Raw genomic sequence first — 17,287 nt, forward strand, 5'->3', positions numbered from 1 at the left:
CGCCTTTTGCCAGCCGTTCGACGTCCGTCATGTGGAGTGAAATCAGCAACATCGGCGATGCCGCGCTGACCTTGCCGGTCGCGCTGACCTGCGCCGTCTGGCTCGCGCTGTCCAACTGGCGGCTCGCGGTGCGCTGGATCGTGCTGCTCGCGGCCGGCATGAGCCTGGTCGGGGCGACCAAGATTCTTTATGCGGGCTGCGGGGTCGAGATCCCGCAGTTCGATTTCCGCGTGATCAGCGGCCATACGATGCTGTCGACGTCCGTGTGGACCGTCGCGCTGTCGATGCTGTGGCAGGCATTCCGTCCGGGCAAGGAGCCGGGCGTGGCGGCCGGTCTCGTCGTCGGCGCGCTGACGGGCGTCGCGCGCGTGTTCGACCATTCGCACACGGTCCCGGAAGTCGTCGTCGGCTGGCTGCTCGGCGCGCTGGTCGCGCTGGTGTTCCTGCGCGCCTACCGGCGGGCGCACAAGCGCGCGTTCTCGCCGCGCATCGCGGCCGTCTGCCTGCTCCTCGTGTCCGGCATCGCGTACGGGCATCGCGCACCGTTCCAGCAGATGATCGACACGCATTCCCCGCAGTTCTGCGCGTTCATGCGCACGTCCGGCGACGGGTTCTGACGGCTGTTCGTTGCCGCGCGTCGGTGCGCCGGTGCCGGATGCGGTCGTCGCCGCGGCGGTGGCCCCCCGAGTCCCGTCCCATTCCTTCTTGGTTATTGTCAAAAGCCGTTTCCCGATCGTTATCGAGCCGACATCGGCGATGATCGGCTGTGCTGTGCTGTGCTGTTGCTGTGCCCGCCCGCCCGCCCGTCCGCCCGTCCGCCCGTCCGCCCGCCCGTCCCGCCGCCCGCGGATCCGAAGGTCATGAGTGATGTCTATGACCGGGCATTACGAAGATTCATTTCATCGATTGGCGGCAATCGCGTACGCTGGCGTTCGTTCGAGCGGGGCCGGCAGCGGCCGGCCGCCGGATTCGTCCGGCCCGGTGCGGCCGGCTCGCTATACTCGCGCATACCGCGCGGCCGTCGGCCGGCGCACGGCAACCGCCGTCGCGGCACCGGTCCGCCGCGACGACTCACGACAGGAGCAGGTCCCATGACAATCGTTTCCACGCGCCTCGCAGGCAAGTGCGCGTACATCACGGGCGCCGCCGGCGGCCTCGGCCGCGCGATCGCGCGCCGGATGGTCGAGCAGGGCGCGCGCGTGTTCCTGACCGACGTTGCCGACGCGGCGGTGCTCGATGCATTCGCCGACGAACTCAACGCGGGCCACGCGACGCCGGTCGCGTTTGCCGCGACGCAGGACGTCCGCGACGAAGCGCGCTGGCAAGCGCTGCTCGCGCAGGCGGTCGATGCGATGGGCGGGCTGTCGGTGCTCGTCAACAACGCGGGTGTCGGCTCGATCGGCTCGCCCGCGCAGATCGAACTGGACGAATGGCGGCGCGTGATGGCGGTCAACGTCGAGAGCATCGTGCTCGGCTGCAAGCATGCGCTGTCGTATCTGGCCGAGAGCCATCCCGCATCGATCATCAACATCTCGTCGGTGGCCGCGTTCAAGGTCGAGCCGGATTTCACCGCGTACAACGCGTCGAAGGCCGCGGTCGCGTCGCTGACGAAGTCGGTCGCGATCGACTGCGCGCGCCGCGAGCTCGACGTGCGCTGCAACTCGATTCACCCGGCGTTCATTCGCACGGGGATCGTCGAGCCGCTGTTCCAGTCGCTCGGCGAACGCGATGCGACGCGCAAGCTCGCACGCGGCATTCCGCTGCGCCGGCTCGGCGAACCGGACGACGTCGCGCATGCGGCCGTCTATCTGGCATCCGACGAAAGCCGCTTCGTGACGGCCGCCGAACTCGTGATCGACGGCGGCATGTGCGCAGTTTGACGCGCATCGATAAACACAACCGGAGGAGAACATCGTGTCGACACCCGTGAACCGCCAGCTGCTGCTGAAGACACGCCCGGAAGGCCGGGTCGGCCGCGAACACTTTTCGTTCGTCGAAACGCCGGTGCCGGCGCTCGCCGACGGCGACGTGCTCGTGCGTGTGCTGTATCTGTCGATGGATCCGACCAACCGCGTGTGGATGAGCGACGTGCCGCAATACCTGCCGCCCGTCGCGATCGGCGAAGTGATGCGTGCGCTCGGCATCGGGCGCGTGGTCGCGTCGCGCCACGCGGGGTTCGCGCAAGGCGATCTCGTGCAGGGGCTGCTCGGCTGGCAGGACTATGCGCGGGTGCCGGCCGACCAGGCCGCGCAACTCGTGAAGCTGCCCGCGCAGTCGGGCCTGCCGCTGCCGACGCTGCTCGGCGCGTGCGGGATGAGCGGCCTGACCGCGTACTACGGGCTGACCGACATCGCGCCGGTGCAGCCTGGCGAGACGCTCGTCGTGTCGGCGGCGGCCGGGTCGGTCGGCTCGATCGCCGGCCAGATCGGCAAGATCCACGGTGCGCGCGTGGTGGGCATCGCGGGTGGCGCGGACAAGTGCCGCTACCTGACCGAGACGCTCGGCTTCGACGCGGCCGTCGACTACAAGGCCGACGATTTCCGTGAGCAGCTGAAGGCGGCGACGCCGGACGGCGTGCACGTGAACTTCGAGAACGTCGGCGGCGAGGTGATGCGCGCGGTGCTGTCGCGGATGGTGATCGGCGGGCGCGTCGCGCTGTGCGGCGTGATCTCGAACTACAACAGCGGCCGCGCGGCGGACGACGTCGGCGTGCTGATCTCGAAGCGGATCACGATGCGCGGCTTCCTGATCCTCGACTACCGCAAGAGCCGCGAAGCGGTGCAGACGCTCGCGGGATGGCTGCGCGACGGCCGGCTCAAGGCCGAGGAAACCGTCGCCGACGGGCTCGAAAACGCCCCCGACGTGCTGAACCGCCTGTTCGACGGCGACCATCGCGGCAAGCTCGTGCTGCGCGTCGATCCGGACGCATGAGCCGTCGCGCTCGCGCGCATTGAGTCCGAATATTCCGGTATCAGTTTAGGACTTGTCTCATTTATTGTTCCGGCCGCTCTCCCTAAAGTAATTGCCGGCAAGCGGCGGCGTGACCTGCGCGTCACGCCGCCGTTTTCATTTGCGCGGCGAGAAGCGGGAAGGGAGGCGGAACATGCAGATGAAGACGACATGGGCGGCACCGACGGCGGCGCGCGATCGAACGAAGCGGCGCATCGGTGTCCGGGCGCGGATGGCGGCAGCGGGGATCGGCATCGCGCTCGCAGTGTCGAGCGCCGGTGCGGCCGGGCACGCGGGCGCGGCTGGCATCGTGCGCTTCACCGGCGCGCTCGTCGATCGGTACGACGTGACATTCGACACGCCGTCGCTCGGGGCGTCGGGCAGCGCGAGCGCGGCGGCACTCCGCTTCGATGCGCATGGCCGGCGCTTGCCCGGTGCGCATCTGGCGCTCGTGGGGCCGGACGGCCAGCCGCTTTCGCAGCCTGCGGGCGCGGCGGTTCGCGCAATCTGGCACGATGCGCGCGACGATCGAGCCGTGCCGCTGGAAGCGGGGCGCGCGCATCGTGTCGGGCCGTATGGCGGCGTGCTGACGATCGCGGGGCCGGACATGGAAACGGGCGCCGTGGCGCCCGTCGTGATCAGGATTCGTCATCCGTGACGCGCGGCGTCACTCCCCCTGTTCGGCGCGCGCGTAGATGTCCCAGCTCGCCATGAACAGCGCAGCGACGAGCGGCCCGATCACGAAGCCGTTGATGCCGAACAGCGCCATCCCGCCGAGCGTCGAGATCAGCACGACCCAGTCGGGCATCTTCGTGTCCTTGCCGACGAGGATCGGGCGCAGCAGGTTGTCGACGAGGCCGATCACGCCGACGCAGAACGCGACGAGGATCACGCATTTCCAGATCGCGCCGATCGCGAGGAAGTAGAGCGCGGCGGGCACCCACACGAGGCTCGCGCCGATCGCCGGCAGGAGCGACAGGAACGCCATCAGCGCGCCCCACAGCACGACACCCTCGATCCCGAGGATCCAGAAGATCAGGCCGCCGAGCGCGCCCTGCACGAGCGCGACCGCGATGTTGCCCTTCACGGTTGCGCGCACAACCGTCGTGAACTTCGCGAGCAGCAGGTTCTTGTGCTCTTCGTCGAGCGGCATCGCGCGGCGCACGCGGCGGCCGATCTCGCCGCCGTCGCGCAGCAGGAAGAACACCATGTACAGCATCACGCCGAAGCTGACGACGAACTGGAACGTGTTCTGGCCGATGCTGAGCGCCTGGGTCGCCGCGAACTGGCTGATCTGCGCGGCGCCGTCGGTCAGCTTCTTCTGGATGCCGGGGATGTTGGTCAGCCCGTATTTCTGCAGCAGGTTCTGGATCGACGTCGGCAGCGCATGAATGATGTCATGGAAGTACTGCGAATAATTCGGCTGCGCGCTCTTCAGTTCCTGGTACACGTACGCGATTTCCTGCACGAGCGTCGCCATGACGAACACGAGCGGCAGGATCACGATCAGGATGATCAGCGACATCGTCACGAGCGCGGCCAGGTTGCGCCGCTTGCCGAAGCGCGCGGCGAGCCAGCGCTGCACCGGCTGGAACAGGATCGCGAGAATGGTGCCCCAGAAGACGGCGCCGGAGAACGGCGCGAGTATCCAGCACAGTCCGACGGTGACCGCGAACAGCAGGAAATAGAAGAATTTTTGGTGATCGTGTCCGCTATCCATGGATGGTTCGCGCAGATTGATGCCTGGTTTGATTGAATTTCGTTGCCTCGGGCGCGATCGGCTCGCGAACGTCACGGATGTCGCGGCGCAGCGCGGCAGGGCGGCCCGATCGGCAGTATGCCCGCAAAGGTGCCGCCATCATACCCGCCGCGCGCGGCGCACGAGAAAACGCCGCGGCCGGGGCCGCGGCGTTGCCGGGAAGCGAACCGGCCCGGGGGCCGTGCCGCATCGTCAGATGTGGAGCCGGGTGACCTTGGTGCCGCTGACCGACAGATCGCCCATCAGGCCCGCGTTGGTCAGCACCAGCACCTCGACCGGTGCGGTGGCCGTGTTGGAGTCGATCGCGCCGTTCGCACCCATCTTCACGACCGCGACGGAGGCGTCGGCGCCGGCCGACCAGCCTTCGGACTTGCGGAACGAGTCGAGCGCATCCTGCGTCATGAACAGGAACACGATCGCCTTCGATTGCGCACCGGCCTGCAGGCCGACCGACAGCGACGACGTGTTGTAGTAGCCGACGGTGCTGCCGCCGACGCGCAGCGCGCCGTTGCCGGACTGGCCGCCGACGATGAGGCCGGCCTGCAGCACGTTCGGGAACACGAGCACGCCGCGCGATTTCGCGACGAGTTCACGCGAGCCCGGCACCGTCGAATAGAGGCGCGACAACGTCGCGTTCACGCTCGCGTCGATCGACTCGCGTTTCGACGCGCTGGCCGACGCGTTGTCGGGTTTGTTGGGGGTGGTGGTGCAGCCGGCAAGTGCGAGACTGGCGAGCATGACGGCGGCGGCGGCTTTCAGGGCGAGGGACTTCTGCATGGCGTTTCTCCTTCGTTGTCGGGGTGAGGAAGGACGGGGTGATCGCCCCGTTCAACGGCGGGAAAGGAGCAGGCCGGCGACGAACGCGAGGCCCGCGACGACACCTGCGGTCTGCCATGGATTGTCGTGCACGGCTTGCGATACGCGTTCGGCCGAATCGCGCAGCCGCGCGACCGCGGTGCCCGACGCGTAGTCGAGCGTGCTGCGCGCTTCGTCGAGCCGCGCCTGCACGCGCTTGCGCAACGCGGCGATATCGCCGTCGCCGTCGTTCTTCAGCAGGTCTTCCAGTTCATCGACCAGCCCGCGCAGATCGTCGGACACGTCCGCATGCAGGTCGCGAGCCGCCGAGCGCGTCGTGCGTCCCACGCGCCGGCCGGTGCGACGGATGTCGGACAGGCCGCGGTCCAGCTTGTGTTCGATCGAGTCGGTGAGCGCCATGGTGTTTATCCTCCTTCGATTTGATTTGCAGGCCAATTTGAAGATAAGACGAATCCCAGCAACCAATGTGATTCACATCAGCCAATTGAGTTTCGAGACAAATTTTCAATTCGCCGGCAAATTTCCCGGAAAGCCCCGCGCAATGGGGCGGGGCGGCGGTTGAAAAAATTTCGCGCTTTGGGGCGAAGCGACCAGCAAGCCGTTGGCGCGACGTGAAAGTCCGGTAAATATGGCGTCGCCCGATGCGCCAGGTAAATAGTGCCGTTGCACGCATCATGCTGATGCAATTGCACTAATCGCCCGTCTCTTGATGGAGCACGGTTTGTGCCCGCGATGGCTCAGGTGGCGCCTTCGTCCGACGCGAGGTCGATGACGACGGGGTCGTGATCCGACGAGCGATAGGCATCGGGTGCGTAATAGGCCGCCCGTTGCGCCGCGGTTTTGTAATCGGGCACGGATTGCAGCGCGACCGGTTCGTCGGCATTGATGTGCCACGCATGCACGGCCTTCACGCGCGCGGCGAGCGGCGACGTGGCGAGTGCGTGATCGAGGTTGCCCGCTTCGCCGCGGAATACGTAGCTGTAGCCGGCGTTGCCGGCGAAGCGGGCGACGAGGTTCGTGTAGCCGCGCGATTCGAGCGCACGCAGCGGGTCTTCCTTCGCGTAGCTGTTGAGGTCGCCGATCAGCAGCACGCCGTCGGCCGGGGCGCCGGTCGGCGACGTGGCGAGCCACGCGGCGATGCGTTCGGCCGCACGCGTGCGCGTCGCGTTCCAGCAGCCCTGACCGTCCGACTGGTCGAGATCCGGGCCGGTCGCACGTGGGCAGTTCTTCGATTTCAGGTGATTGGCCGCGACCGTGAATGCGCGGGTGCCGCCGATGCGCCGGAACGTCTGCGCGAGCGGTGGGCGATTGCCGCCGTCGAGCGCGACGGTCGCGGCGCGCCCGACGGGTTCGATCGTCCGGCTGTCGTACAGCAACGCGACCGCGATCGCATCGCGGCCGAGTCGCGCCGTGCCGGGGTCGACCGCGCGCCAGCCGTCGCCGAGCCGCGCCGCGAGACGCTGCACGGCGCTCGCGGGGCCGTGGCCGTTGTTCGCGATTTCCATCAGGCCGATCACGTCGGCGCGCAGTGCGCGCAGTGCGGCGACGATCTTCGCTTCCTGGCGGGCGAAGACGGCGGGCGTCTTCGCGCCGCGATTGGCCGGGTCGTCGAAGCCGCCGCCGCTTCCGTCGCCGTTGAAATAGTTGAAGACGTTGAACGACGCGATCCGCACGTCGGCTTGCGGATGCCGCGGCGGTGCATCGGTCCGCGGATTCGATGCGGCGTCGAAGACCGGCGCCGACGCCGGCACGGGCTGCACTCGCCACGTGCCGTAGCGCTGCTCGAGCACACCTTCGACGCCGCGCACCGTGTAGCCCGCGCGCAGCGTGTTGGCGGCGCCCAGCGCAGGCGGCGGATAGCGGGCGGTCGCGGGGTTCACGCGGCTCGAACCGTCGTCGAGCACGATGCGGTTGCGGGCATTGGCCGCCGCCTGCGCGGCGGCGTCGGCCGGCGGCACCACGTGCGTCGGCATGTAGAGGCGACCGTGGCTGAGCACGATGCTGCCGTAGCGGCCGAGGTCGTAGGTATCGCTGACGGTCAGCGTTTGCGGAAAGCGCACGCGCATGCCCTCATGCGCGGCGAATACTGACTCGCTGTCGACCGGCAGCACGAGCGCGGCCGGCGTGACGGTCTGCCCGCGCGCACAGACGGCCACGCGGCCCGACAGAGCCAGTTGCGTGCGGCCGTACTTCTGCTCGATCCTGCCGGTGACGTGCACGCGTTCGCCCGGGCGGACACGCGCGTGCGGCGCGTAGACGAACAGGCCTTCCGGGACGCCCGGCCGGTGGCGCCGCTGCGCATCCGCCTGCTGGACGAAGAATCCGCCGAAGCCGTCGGCGCCGCCGAATGCCGCGGTGACGATCGCTTCGATCGACGCGGAGCGCCCGGCCAGCGGCGACCGGCCGCCGGAATGCCGGAGGTCGGCGATTGCCGTCGTGGGGCCGCCGCAGCCCGCGCTGACCGGAGGCGCGGTGGCGGCGGCGGTGGTGGCGGCGGTGGCGGCCGGCGCTGAAAGGGCAAATGCGGCAAATGCGGCAAACGAGGCAAACGAGGCAAACGAGGCAAACGAGGCAAACGAGGCAAACGAGGCAAACGAGGCAAACGAGGCAAGCGGGGCGAGCGATGCGGCGAGCGCGAGCGGCGGCGGCAGGCGTGACATGGAGTGCTCCACAGGAAGAAAATTCGAAGGTTCGGGCAAGCATCTTGACGGCAAAATCGCGTGCTGCGATCGAATTGGCCATCAGGCCAGTGTCGAACGGCCAACGATGACGGCAGGGCCGCCCGCGGCTGTTACGCTTCGCATCTGACGTGTCATTCCGGCCTGCGATCCGAACGCTTCTTGCGCACGGCCCCCCACTGGAGAGTTCCATGTCCTACATGCTGTTGATTGTCGAACCGACCGGCCAGCGCGCCGAACGCACGCTCGAGGAGGGGCAGGCGCTGTACGCGCGGATGGTCGATTTCGCTCAGACGCTGAAGGCGCGCGGCGTGCTGCGCGGCGTCGAGTCGCTCGAGCGCTCGGAGCGCGCGACGCGTGTGCAGGTGCGCGACGGCGAGACGCGCCTCGTCGACGGCCCGTTCGCCGAGGCGAAGGAAATGGTCGGCGGGTTCTTCATCGTCGACGTCGACACGCGCGAGGAAGCGATCGCGATCGCGCGCCAGTGCCCGGCCGCGCAATGGTGCACGGTCGAAGTGCGCGCGGTCGGCCCGTGCTTCCTGTGACGGCCACGGCTCGGTGTTAACCCGGATTCGTCGCGCCGTACGTCGATCCGGCAGTCTGCCGCCCGTCGTAGGGATAAGGCGCCGACGAACGGACGCCCCTTTCCACCGATGACAAGGAGTGAACGATGCGATTCATGATCATGATCCGGGCGAACGCCGTCAGCGAATCCGACGCATTGCCGGACAACCGGCTGGTCGAGGCGATGACGGTCTATCACGAGGAGCTGGCCAAGGCCGGCGTGCTGCTCGATGCGAACGGCCTGCGGCCGAGCGCGCGCGGCTGGCGCGTGCGCTACTCAGGTGGCAAGGGCACGGTGGTCGACGGCCCGTTCGCGGAGACGAAGGAACTGATTGCCGGCTATACGCTGATCCAGGTGCGCTCGCGCGACGAGGCGCTCGAATGGACGCGCCGGTTTCCCGCGCCGTTCGGTGCGGAGATGGACTGCGAGATCGAGGTGCGGCCGCTGTTCGAACTCGACGACCTGACGCCCAGCGAGGCGGTCGAGCGGTTCCGCGAACTCAATGTCGGGCACGGCCACGCCTGACTCCACCCCAAGCCAATCTCACCGGAGCACCCGTCATGCACAAGATGGTTTTCATCAACCTGCCCGTGGCCGACCTGCCGCGCTCGAAGACGTTCTACCAGGCACTCGGTTTCGAAGTCGTACCGGCCTATACCAACGATCAGGCTGCCTGCATCAAGATCAGCGACACGATTTTCGCGATGCTGCTCGTGCGGCCGTTTTTCCAGACCTTCACCGGCAAGACCATCGTCGATCCGGCGACGCAGGTGCAGGCGCTGTCGTGCCTGTCGTGCGACAGCCGCGCCGAGGTCGACGCGATCGTCGCGAAGGCGCTCGCGGCCGGCGGGTCCGCGCCGCAAGCGCCGCGCGAGTATCCGAACATGTACGGCCACGGGTTCGACGATCCGGACGGCCACGCATGGGAACTGATGGCCATGCCGCTCGATGTGTCCGCCCAGGGGCAAGCGTCGTGACGCGTGAGGCGACTCACCGTGCGATCGAAGCGGTCTGGCGGATCGAGGCGCCCAAGATCATCGCGCGCGCCGCGCGCGTGGTGCGCGACGTCGGCGTGGCCGAGGAACTGGCGCAGGACACGCTCGTCGCGGCGCTCGAGCACTGGCCCGTCGACGGCGTGCCCGACAATCCGGCCGCGTGGCTGATGACGGCCGTGAAGCGGCGCGCGCTCGACCGGGTGCGGCAGGAGTCGCTGCATGCGGCGAAGCGCGACCAGCTCGGCCATGAAATGGACGCGCTCGAGGCGCACGTCGTCCCCGACATCGCGGAGGCGCTCGCCGATGCGCGCGACGACGATATCGGCGACGACCTGCTGCGGCTGATCTTCACGTCGTGCCATCCGGTGCTGTCGACCGATGCGCGCGTCGCGCTGACGTTGCGGCTGCTCGGCGGGCTGACCACGAGCGAGATCGCGCGTGCGTTCCTGTCGCCCGAGCCGACGATCGCGCAGCGCATCGTGCGCGCGAAGCGCACGCTTTCGGCGGCGCGCGTGCCGTTCGAGGTGCCGGCCGCGGACGCGCGGCCCGCGCGGCTCGCGTCGGTGCTCGAAGTGATCTACCTGGTGTTCAACGAAGGCCATGCGGCGACCGCGGGCGACGACTGGACGCGTCCGGCGCTGTGCGACGAGGCGCTGCGGCTCGGCCGCGTGCTGGCCGGGCTTGCGCCGGACGAGAGCGAGGTGCTCGGGCTCGTCGCGCTGATGGAGCTGCAGGCGTCGCGCATGCATGCGCGGACCGATGCGCAGGGGCGGCCCGTGCTGCTGCTCGACCAGGATCGCTCCCGCTGGGATCCGCTGCTGATCCGGCGCGGGCTCGCCGCGCTCGAGCGGGCGACGAAGCTCGGCGGCGTGCGCGGCCCGTATGCGTTGCAGGCTGCGCTGGCGGCGTGTCATGCGCGCGCGCGGCACGCGTCGGAAACGGACTGGGCGCAGATCGTCGCGCTGTACGACGCGCTCGCCGAAGTCGCGCCGTCGCCGGTCGTCGAGCTGAACCGCGCGGTGGCGGTGGGGATGGCGTTCGGGCCTGCCGCGGCACTGGAAATCGTCGACGCGCTGCGCGACGATCCGGCGCTCGCGCGCTATCACTGGCTGCCGAGCGTACGCGGCGACCTGCTCGCGAAGCTCGGCCGCGCTGACGAGGCGAAGGTCGAGTTCCGCCGCGCGGCGGAATTGACCCGCAACGAGCGCGAAAGGGAATTGCTGTTGAAGCGCGCGACGGATGCGTGACGCAGACGGGCGACGCCGGTGTGCGTACACCGCGCGTCGCATCGGACGCCAGCGCCCCGCCTCCACCCGTCCCTCATTCCGGCTCCCCGCTATCGGACGGATTGAAAAAGCCTATTGGGGGATGCGAACGCCAGCGCCTAGATTAAAAGGCACGAAGCGTGCGTGTCCGGCGTACGCATCGTTCCCCATATCCATCATCGGCCCGGCTTCGCACGCGGCCGCGCCGACTCGAACGGAGGCGCACATGGCTCAACTCAAGGGCAGCAAGACCGAAGAGAATCTGAAGGCCGCATTCGCGGGCGAATCGCAAGCGAACCGGCGTTATCTGTATTTCGCTTCGAAGGCCGACGTCGAAGGCCAGAACGACGTCGCCGCGCTGTTCCGCTCGACTGCCGAAGGCGAAACGGGCCATGCGCACGGTCACCTCGAATACCTCGAAGCAGTCGGCGATCCGGCGACGGGTCTGCCGTTCGGCTCGTCGCGGCTGAACCTCGAATCGGCGATCGCCGGCGAGACGCACGAGTACACCGACATGTATCCGGGCATGGCGAAGACGGCGCGCGAAGAAGGCTTCGACGAAATCGCGAACTGGTTCGAGACGCTCGCGAAGGCCGAACGCAGTCACGCGAACCGCTATACGAAAGCGCTGGACGCGCTCGTCGACTGACGCGGGCGTCGCCCCGAGGCCGCACGGCCCGGCCGGGCAGGTCCCGCGGCCGGCCGTGCGTTGATCGCTGCCCGCGCCGCGCGGGCGGCGCGTTCGCGCGCATGCGCGCCACGCTGGAGCGCCTCATGCCCCACAAGGAAGGCAGTCTCGAAGCCCCGACCCGGCATCCGCTCGACTGGCAGTCCGAAGCGTTCTACGACCAGGCCGCGATCGATGCGGAAATGACGCGCGTGTTCGACATCTGCGCCGGTTGCCGGCGCTGCGTGTCGCTGTGCGGCGCGTTTCCCGCGCTGTTCGATCTCGTCGACGACACGCCGACGGGCGACATCGAGGAAGTGCCGAAGGACGCGTTCGGCAAGGTCGTCGACCAGTGCTACCTGTGCGACCTCTGCTACATGACGAAATGCCCGTACGTGCCGCCGCATGCATGGAACGTCGACTTCCCGCACCTGATGCTGCGCGGCAAGGCCGCGCGCTACAAGCGCGGCGAAGCGCCGCTGCGCGACAAGGTGCTGTCGAACACCGACGCGCTCGGCCATTTCGCGGGCATTCCGATCGTCACGCAGACGGTGAACGCGGTCAATCGCACGCCGCCCGCGCGCCACGCGCTCGAAGCGGCGCTCGGCGTCGATCGCAATGCATGGCTGCCGGAGTTCGCGCCGCGCAAGTTCCGGCGCGCGGCGAAGCGCTCGGACGGCCCGCCGGTGCGCGACGGCGAACGCACGCCCGGCAAGGTCGCGATCTACGCGACGTGCTACGTGAACTTCAACGAGCCGGGCATCGGCCACGACCTGCTCGCGATCCTCGCGCACAACGAGATCCCGTACGAGCTCGTCACGCGCGAAGCGTGCTGCGGGATGCCGCTGCTCGAGCAGGGCAATCTCGCGGGCGTCGCCGCGAAGAAGGCCGCGAACATGCCGGTGCTGGAGCGCTATGCGCGCGAAGGCTATGCGCTGATCGGCGCGATCCCGAGCTGCGTGCTGATGTACAAGAGCGAACTGCCGCTGATGTTCCCCGGCGACGAAGCCGTGCGGGCGGTGGCCGATGCATTCTGGGATCCGTTCGAGTACGTGATCGCGCGGCATCGCGACGGGTTGCTGAAGACCGATTTCAAGCAGGGCCTCGGCACCGTGTCGTATCACGTGCCGTGCCACGCGCGCGTGCAGAACATCGGCCGCAAGACGGCCGACACGCTTTCGCTCGTGCCGGATACGCGCGTGAACGTCGTCGAGCGCTGTTCCGGGCACGCGGGCACGTTCGGCGTGAAGAAGGCCTTCCATGCGGACGCGATGCGGATCGGCGCGCCGGTGTTCAAGGCGATGGCCGAGGCGAAGCCGGATTTCGTGTCGTCGGACTGCGCGCTCGCCGGCCATCACATCGTGCAGGGCATCGACGAGAAAGGGTTGCCGGCCGCGCCGCTCGCGCATCCGCTGACGCTGCTGCGCCGCGCGTACGGCATCTGAACCGGCCGCTTCACGACGACATCGACGCTATCCGAGGACATCCCATGACGCTCACCCGCGACTCGCTGCTGACGCTCGAAGCGTACGCGAAGATCCGCAAGACCGAACATGCGCGGCTCGTCGCGCACAAGCGCCGCCGCGCGGTGGCGCTCGGCAACCATCTGCGCCTCCTGTTCGAGGACGAGACCACGATCCGCTACCAGATCCAGGAAATGCTGCACATCGAGAAGATCTTCGACGAGGCCGGCATCGAAGGCGAACTGGAAGCCTATCTGCCGCTCGTGCCCGACGGCACCAACCTGAAGGCGACGCTGCAGATCGAATACGAGCACGAAGCCGAGCGGCGCGCGGCGCTCGCGCGGCTGATCGGAGTCGAGGATCGCGTGTACCTGCGGGTCGACGGGCACCCTGACGTCTATGCGATCGCCGACGAGGATCTCGACCGCGACAACGCGGAGAAGACCTCGGCCGTGCATTTCGTGCGCTTCGAACTGAGCGGGCCGATGCGCGCGGCGCTCAAGGACGGCGCGACGCTGTCGATAGGCTGCGATCACCCGGCCTATACGGTGTCGCCGCAACGCATCGCGGCGGACGTGGCCGCGTCGCTGGCCGGCGATCTGCGCTGACGCGCGGCCGGGCGCCGCGCTCCATATCGCGCGGATCGCACGTCGTCCGGCCGCGAAACGCGGCGCCCGACCGTCGCGCCGGCCGCTGTCGCCTGCCCATTACCGCCGAAGATGTAACAGGCCCGTCCACGCTTGCATGCCGGGAAACAATGTGCATCGCCTGTCCGATCGCTTTCATTACTCGCCGAGAAACAATAAAAAGATTGTGCACGGAGAAATTTCGGTTCAAGGCAATTTGAATGATTTACCGATCCGTGAATATCTTGTTACGAAATTTTCCCTGATTTACCGATTTTGGCCGGGCATTCGCGGGGTGGTTGCCGGCAAGGGTCGGAACATGGCGGATCGCTTGCCGGGCGGGGTGCGGCCGCACCCCGCAGAGCCCCGCCAGACGGGGCTTCCCAGCGTTGCGCATAACGATCGCGTAAAAAAATTCAACGGTAAATGGATTGCGCATCCATGGCAGGTTGTTTCAGTGCGTAACATTAAGTCATTGTCATATTGAGATAAACCCTGAGGATGGTATGCTTCGTGCACAAAAATTCCCACATTGGAGTGAGACCGTGATTTGTGCGCCATTGCCGGGAATGGCGGCACCGTGAAAGTGCGGTGTCGCGCCGGCATGCACAACAAGCGGATAACCATAATGTGCAACCGGGCCGCCCCGTGACGCGATGCGTGACGGCGGCGCCGACAATCGCAGCCCCGGCCTGGCTGTGTGGAGAAACAACTATGTTCTTCGATGAGCTTAACGATGAAGAGTGGTTTCGTCTTTCAACGCTGATCGCCGACGAGCCGATTCGGCTGAACCGTCGAGGCCGTCCACGCGCGGAACCGCGCGTCGTCGCCAACGCGGTCCTCTGGATCCTGACGACCGGTGAAGCGTGGTCCAAACTGCCCGGGCGCTATCCGTCCGGGCCGACGTGCCGCCGCCGCTACGAGGAGTGGCTCGCGAACGGCACGTTGCTGCAGATGATCGACGTGCTGACCCAGTTCAGCGGGCGCACGTTCGCGTATGTGCCGCCGCCGCCGGCGCCGGTCGCGCCGGCATGCCGTGCGGAGCCGGCGCCCGACAACGATCGTCTGCGCGGCGTGTTCTGGCAGAACCCCGAGTCGTGGCAACTGCCGGTCGCGCACGCAAACGTTTGGGATGGCGAGGGCGCGACGCTGTCCGCGATGCCGAACGACGCCGCGCACGCGTCGTCCGGAGCGTCGTTCGCGGTCCCGGGCGCGCAGCCCGCGGGGCTGCGCCACGGGCGTCCGTCCGCCGCGAGCTTTGCCGCGGCCGAGCCGCAAGTCGATGAATACCGCGGCTATACGATCTGCGGCAGCGCGCAGCCGGTGCAGAACCTGATGTATCGCGCGTGGGCCGAGATCATGCAGGACGATCGGCGCGTCGAGCGCTCGGGCCTGATCGGCCCGCGCTTCACCGATGCGGAGGAAGCCGAGCAGTACGCGCTCGACTGGGCGCGTCAGTGGATCGATCGCCACGGTGCGAGCGACGAACCGGTGCGTGCGCCGCAAAGCGAGGTGCTGGCCGGCCTGTCCGCGCTGGCGCGGGCCGAGTCGGACATCAAGCGCTTCATCGCCGAGCGTCGCGCGGGCGCGCTGTCCGAGAGCCGCAACGACTCGGTGCAGTCGGACCGCCGCGAATACGCGTACCGTGTAGGTTGATCGTCGTCCGCACGAAAAGAAAACGCGCGGGCCGTCGTGTGTCACGGCGCCCGCGCGTTGTTTTTTGTCGCTTCCATTGCCCGTGATGCCGGGCGCACCGCCGCGACGGCGCGCCCGGCAGGCATGCGTCACTGGCGTCCGTAGGTATCGTCGAAGCGGACGATGTCGTCCTCGCCGAGATACGCGCCCGACTGCACTTCGATCAGCTCGAGCGGCATCTTGCCGGGGTTCTCGAGACGGTGCGACACGCCGAGCGGGATGTACGTCGATTCGTTCTCGGACAGCAGGAAGGTTTCGTCGCCGCGCGTGATGCGCGCGGTGCCGCGCACGACGATCCAGTGCTCGGCGCGGTGGTGGTGCATCTGCAGCGACAGTCGCGCGCCCGGCTTCACGACGATGCGTTTGACCTGGAAGCGCTCGCCCGTGTCGACCGAGTCGTAGTGCCCCCACGGGCGATGGACCTTGCGGTGATCGGTCGCTTCCGCGCCGCGTTCGGCCTTGATGCGCCCGACGATTTTCTTCACGTCCTGCACGCAGGACTTGTCGGCGACGAGCACGGCGTCGGGCGTTTCGACGACGACGAGATTCTGCGTGCCGACACATGCGACGAGCCGGCTTTCCGAATGCGCGAAGGTCGATTCGGCATTCTCGAACAGCACGTGGCCGCGGCCGACGTTCTCGGCATCGTCCTTCGGCAGGATCTGCCAGATCGCGTCCCACGAGCCGACGTCCGACCAGCCTGCGTCGAGCGGCACGACGACGCTTTCGCACAGCTGCGGCAGGTTCACGAGCCGCTCCATCACCGCGTAGTCGATCGAGTTCGACGGCGAGGACGCGAACGCGTCGCGGTCGACGCGGAAGAAGTCGCCGTCGTCCTTGCCGCGTGCGACGGCCTGCTCGCAGGCCGCGAGGATCTCGGGTTCGAGCTGGCGGATCGCGTTCAGCCACACCGACGCGCGCACGATGAAGATCCCGCTGTTCCACCAGTATTCGCCGGAGGCGACGTACTGCTGCGCGAGTTCGAGATGCGGCTTTTCGACGAAGCGGTCGAGACGGCGCACGTCGAGGTTGCCGGTGCCGGCATCGCCGAGCGGCGCGCCGACGCGGATGTAGCCGTAGCCGGTCTCGGCGCGGCCCGGCACGATGCCCATCGTCGCGATCTTGCCCTGGGCCGCGCAGTGCACGCCGGCCGCGACGGCCGCATGAAAGCGCGGCTGGTCGGCCACCGCGTGGTCGGCCGGCATCACGGTCATCACGGCATCGCCGCCGCCGGCGACGATCCGCAGCGCGGCGAGCGTCAGCGCGGGCGCGGTGTCGCGGCCGAGCGGCTCGAGCATGATCGACGCACGCTTGCCGGTCAGGCGCAGTTGCTCGGCGGTCGTGAAGCGGTGATCCTCGCCGCACACGATCAGCACGTCGTCGTTCAGCGGATGACCGGTCGCGAGGCCGTCGAGCCGCAGCGCGGTGGATTGCAGCAGCGAATGCTCGCCGAGCAGGCCGATCAGCTGCTTCGGATAGTGTTCGCGCGACATCGGCCACAGACGCGTGCCCGAACCGCCGGCAAGGATCACCGGCTGCACCGCGACGCGCAGGCTGGCGTCGCTGGCGGCGGAAGAAGAAGGGCGCGTATCGGCTGCCACGGCCGGAGCATTCATGATGACACTCTCCTCGATTGAAGTCAGTGCCTGTTTGTAGCATGAAGTAAATCGACAATAAAACCGGACCTTTTGCAAGATATTCGTCGCGCACGGATCCGGGAAAATTTTCCGCGATAGCATCCGCTGCAAATAAAAAAATAAAAAATAATTCGGGTGAGCGCGCTGGAGTCCTTTCCCGTAAAGGGATGCC

Annotated in this window: 18 protein-coding genes; 13 read left to right on the forward strand and 5 right to left on the reverse strand. The window is 67.8% G+C overall.

Annotated features, from left to right (window positions below; genetic code table 11):
• Positions 1–29 precede the first annotated feature (29 nt).
• The 4 genes from DID98_RS24800 to DID98_RS24820 all read left to right on the forward strand — a co-directional run bounded on the left by DID98_RS24800 (position 30) and on the right by DID98_RS24820 (position 3,607).
• Complete coding sequence (locus DID98_RS24800; protein ID WP_124522618.1) at positions 30–617, forward strand: phosphatase PAP2 family protein; 588 nt, start codon at positions 30–32, stop codon at positions 615–617.
• Positions 618–1,091: 474 nt separating this feature from the next.
• Entirely contained in the window at positions 1,092–1,880 is a 789-nt protein-coding gene (locus tag DID98_RS24810) for an SDR family oxidoreductase (RefSeq protein WP_124486474.1), read from the forward strand.
• Positions 1,881–1,914: 34 nt separating this feature from the next.
• Positions 1,915–2,931 carry an NADP-dependent oxidoreductase gene (locus tag DID98_RS24815; RefSeq protein WP_124523253.1) on the forward strand — a complete coding sequence of 339 codons (1,017 nt, stop codon included), beginning with the start codon at positions 1,915–1,917 and terminating at the stop codon, positions 2,929–2,931.
• A gap of 172 nt (positions 2,932–3,103) precedes the next feature.
• The gene (locus DID98_RS24820) at positions 3,104–3,607 is read left to right on the forward strand and encodes a thioesterase (RefSeq protein ID WP_124522620.1); all 504 of its coding nucleotides are present in this window, start codon (positions 3,104–3,106) and stop codon (positions 3,605–3,607) included.
• Positions 3,608–3,616: 9 nt separating this feature from the next.
• Here DID98_RS24820 and DID98_RS24825 read toward each other — a convergent pair whose 3' ends face one another.
• From DID98_RS24825 to DID98_RS24840, 4 genes are all read right to left on the reverse strand, one after another.
• On the reverse strand, positions 3,617–4,669 hold the full coding sequence (locus DID98_RS24825; protein WP_044846613.1) for an AI-2E family transporter: 1,053 nt from the start codon (positions 4,667–4,669) through the stop codon (positions 3,617–3,619).
• A gap of 231 nt (positions 4,670–4,900) precedes the next feature.
• Positions 4,901–5,485 carry a YSC84-related protein gene (locus DID98_RS24830; RefSeq protein ID WP_124522622.1) on the reverse strand — a complete coding sequence of 195 codons (585 nt, stop codon included), beginning with the start codon at positions 5,483–5,485 and terminating at the stop codon, positions 4,901–4,903.
• Between the two features lie 51 nt (positions 5,486–5,536).
• Positions 5,537–5,923, reverse strand: a complete 387-nt coding sequence (locus tag DID98_RS24835; RefSeq protein WP_044846611.1) for a YqjD family protein — start codon at positions 5,921–5,923, stop codon at positions 5,537–5,539.
• A gap of 338 nt (positions 5,924–6,261) precedes the next feature.
• A complete protein-coding gene (locus tag DID98_RS24840; RefSeq protein WP_124571620.1) occupies positions 6,262–8,184 on the reverse strand; it encodes an ExeM/NucH family extracellular endonuclease in 1,923 nt (640 codons plus the stop codon).
• 209 nt (positions 8,185–8,393) lie between these two features.
• On the opposite strand from DID98_RS24840, the gene DID98_RS24845 reads away from it, so the two are divergent.
• From DID98_RS24845 to DID98_RS24885, 9 genes are all read left to right on the forward strand, one after another.
• Positions 8,394–8,747: a YciI family protein gene (locus DID98_RS24845; RefSeq protein WP_044846610.1), complete on the forward strand. Its 354-nt coding sequence runs from the start codon at positions 8,394–8,396 to the stop codon at positions 8,745–8,747.
• A gap of 125 nt (positions 8,748–8,872) precedes the next feature.
• A complete protein-coding gene (locus tag DID98_RS24850) occupies positions 8,873–9,292 on the forward strand; it encodes a YciI family protein (protein WP_044846609.1) in 420 nt (139 codons plus the stop codon).
• Positions 9,293–9,327: 35 nt separating this feature from the next.
• Positions 9,328–9,744, forward strand: a complete 417-nt coding sequence (locus DID98_RS24855) for a VOC family protein (RefSeq protein WP_124486469.1) — start codon at positions 9,328–9,330, stop codon at positions 9,742–9,744.
• The gene (locus DID98_RS24860; RefSeq protein WP_124571621.1) at positions 9,741–11,009 is read left to right on the forward strand and encodes an RNA polymerase sigma factor; all 1,269 of its coding nucleotides are present in this window, start codon (positions 9,741–9,743) and stop codon (positions 11,007–11,009) included. The genes DID98_RS24855 and DID98_RS24860 overlap by 4 nt, the downstream gene beginning before the upstream one ends.
• A gap of 244 nt (positions 11,010–11,253) precedes the next feature.
• Positions 11,254–11,676, forward strand: coding sequence for a rubrerythrin family protein (locus DID98_RS24865; RefSeq protein WP_040140994.1), 423 nt, complete (start codon positions 11,254–11,256; stop codon positions 11,674–11,676).
• Positions 11,677–11,801: 125 nt separating this feature from the next.
• Positions 11,802–13,139, forward strand: coding sequence for a heterodisulfide reductase-related iron-sulfur binding cluster (locus DID98_RS24870; RefSeq protein ID WP_124571622.1), 1,338 nt, complete (start codon positions 11,802–11,804; stop codon positions 13,137–13,139).
• Between the two features lie 44 nt (positions 13,140–13,183).
• Positions 13,184–13,765 (forward strand): DUF3501 family protein, encoded by a 582-nt coding sequence (locus tag DID98_RS24875; protein ID WP_124486466.1) that lies wholly within the window; start codon positions 13,184–13,186, stop codon positions 13,763–13,765.
• Between the two features lie 151 nt (positions 13,766–13,916).
• Positions 13,917–14,270 carry a hypothetical protein gene (locus DID98_RS24880; RefSeq protein WP_185640889.1) on the forward strand — a complete coding sequence of 118 codons (354 nt, stop codon included), beginning with the start codon at positions 13,917–13,919 and terminating at the stop codon, positions 14,268–14,270.
• Between the two features lie 227 nt (positions 14,271–14,497).
• Positions 14,498–15,439 (forward strand): transposase, encoded by a 942-nt coding sequence (locus tag DID98_RS24885; protein WP_124486465.1) that lies wholly within the window; start codon positions 14,498–14,500, stop codon positions 15,437–15,439.
• 128 nt (positions 15,440–15,567) lie between these two features.
• On the opposite strand, the gene DID98_RS24890 is transcribed toward DID98_RS24885, so the two are convergent.
• Positions 15,568–17,094, reverse strand: coding sequence for a mannose-1-phosphate guanylyltransferase/mannose-6-phosphate isomerase (locus DID98_RS24890; RefSeq protein ID WP_124523260.1), 1,527 nt, complete (start codon positions 17,092–17,094; stop codon positions 15,568–15,570).
• Between the last annotated feature and the right edge of the window lie 193 nt (positions 17,095–17,287).

Origin of the sequence: Burkholderia sp. Bp8984 (genome assembly GCF_003853755.1) — a bacterium.
In the GTDB taxonomy this organism is placed as follows: Bacteria; Pseudomonadota; Gammaproteobacteria; order Burkholderiales; family Burkholderiaceae; genus Burkholderia.

Coding starts and splice junctions, on each gene's coding strand:
- DID98_RS24800 (WP_124522618.1), top strand. CDS start 30: ATGTGGAGTGAAATCAGCAACATCGGCGATGCCGCGCTGACCTTGCCG.
- DID98_RS24810 (WP_124486474.1), top strand. CDS start 1,092: ATGACAATCGTTTCCACGCGCCTCGCAGGCAAGTGCGCGTACATCACG.
- DID98_RS24820 (WP_124522620.1), top strand. CDS start 3,104: ATGCAGATGAAGACGACATGGGCGGCACCGACGGCGGCGCGCGATCGA.
- DID98_RS24825 (WP_044846613.1), bottom strand. CDS start 4,669: ATGGATAGCGGACACGATCACCAAAAATTCTTCTATTTCCTGCTGTTC.
- DID98_RS24830 (WP_124522622.1), bottom strand. CDS start 5,485: ATGCAGAAGTCCCTCGCCCTGAAAGCCGCCGCCGCCGTCATGCTCGCC.
- DID98_RS24835 (WP_044846611.1), bottom strand. CDS start 5,923: ATGGCGCTCACCGACTCGATCGAACACAAGCTGGACCGCGGCCTGTCC.
- DID98_RS24840 (WP_124571620.1), bottom strand. CDS start 8,184: ATGTCACGCCTGCCGCCGCCGCTCGCGCTCGCCGCATCGCTCGCCCCG.
- DID98_RS24845 (WP_044846610.1), top strand. CDS start 8,394: ATGTCCTACATGCTGTTGATTGTCGAACCGACCGGCCAGCGCGCCGAA.
- DID98_RS24850 (WP_044846609.1), top strand. CDS start 8,873: ATGCGATTCATGATCATGATCCGGGCGAACGCCGTCAGCGAATCCGAC.
- DID98_RS24855 (WP_124486469.1), top strand. CDS start 9,328: ATGCACAAGATGGTTTTCATCAACCTGCCCGTGGCCGACCTGCCGCGC.
- DID98_RS24865 (WP_040140994.1), top strand. CDS start 11,254: ATGGCTCAACTCAAGGGCAGCAAGACCGAAGAGAATCTGAAGGCCGCA.
- DID98_RS24870 (WP_124571622.1), top strand. CDS start 11,802: ATGCCCCACAAGGAAGGCAGTCTCGAAGCCCCGACCCGGCATCCGCTC.
- DID98_RS24875 (WP_124486466.1), top strand. CDS start 13,184: ATGACGCTCACCCGCGACTCGCTGCTGACGCTCGAAGCGTACGCGAAG.
- DID98_RS24885 (WP_124486465.1), top strand. CDS start 14,498: ATGTTCTTCGATGAGCTTAACGATGAAGAGTGGTTTCGTCTTTCAACG.
- DID98_RS24890 (WP_124523260.1), bottom strand. CDS start 17,094: ATGAATGCTCCGGCCGTGGCAGCCGATACGCGCCCTTCTTCTTCCGCC.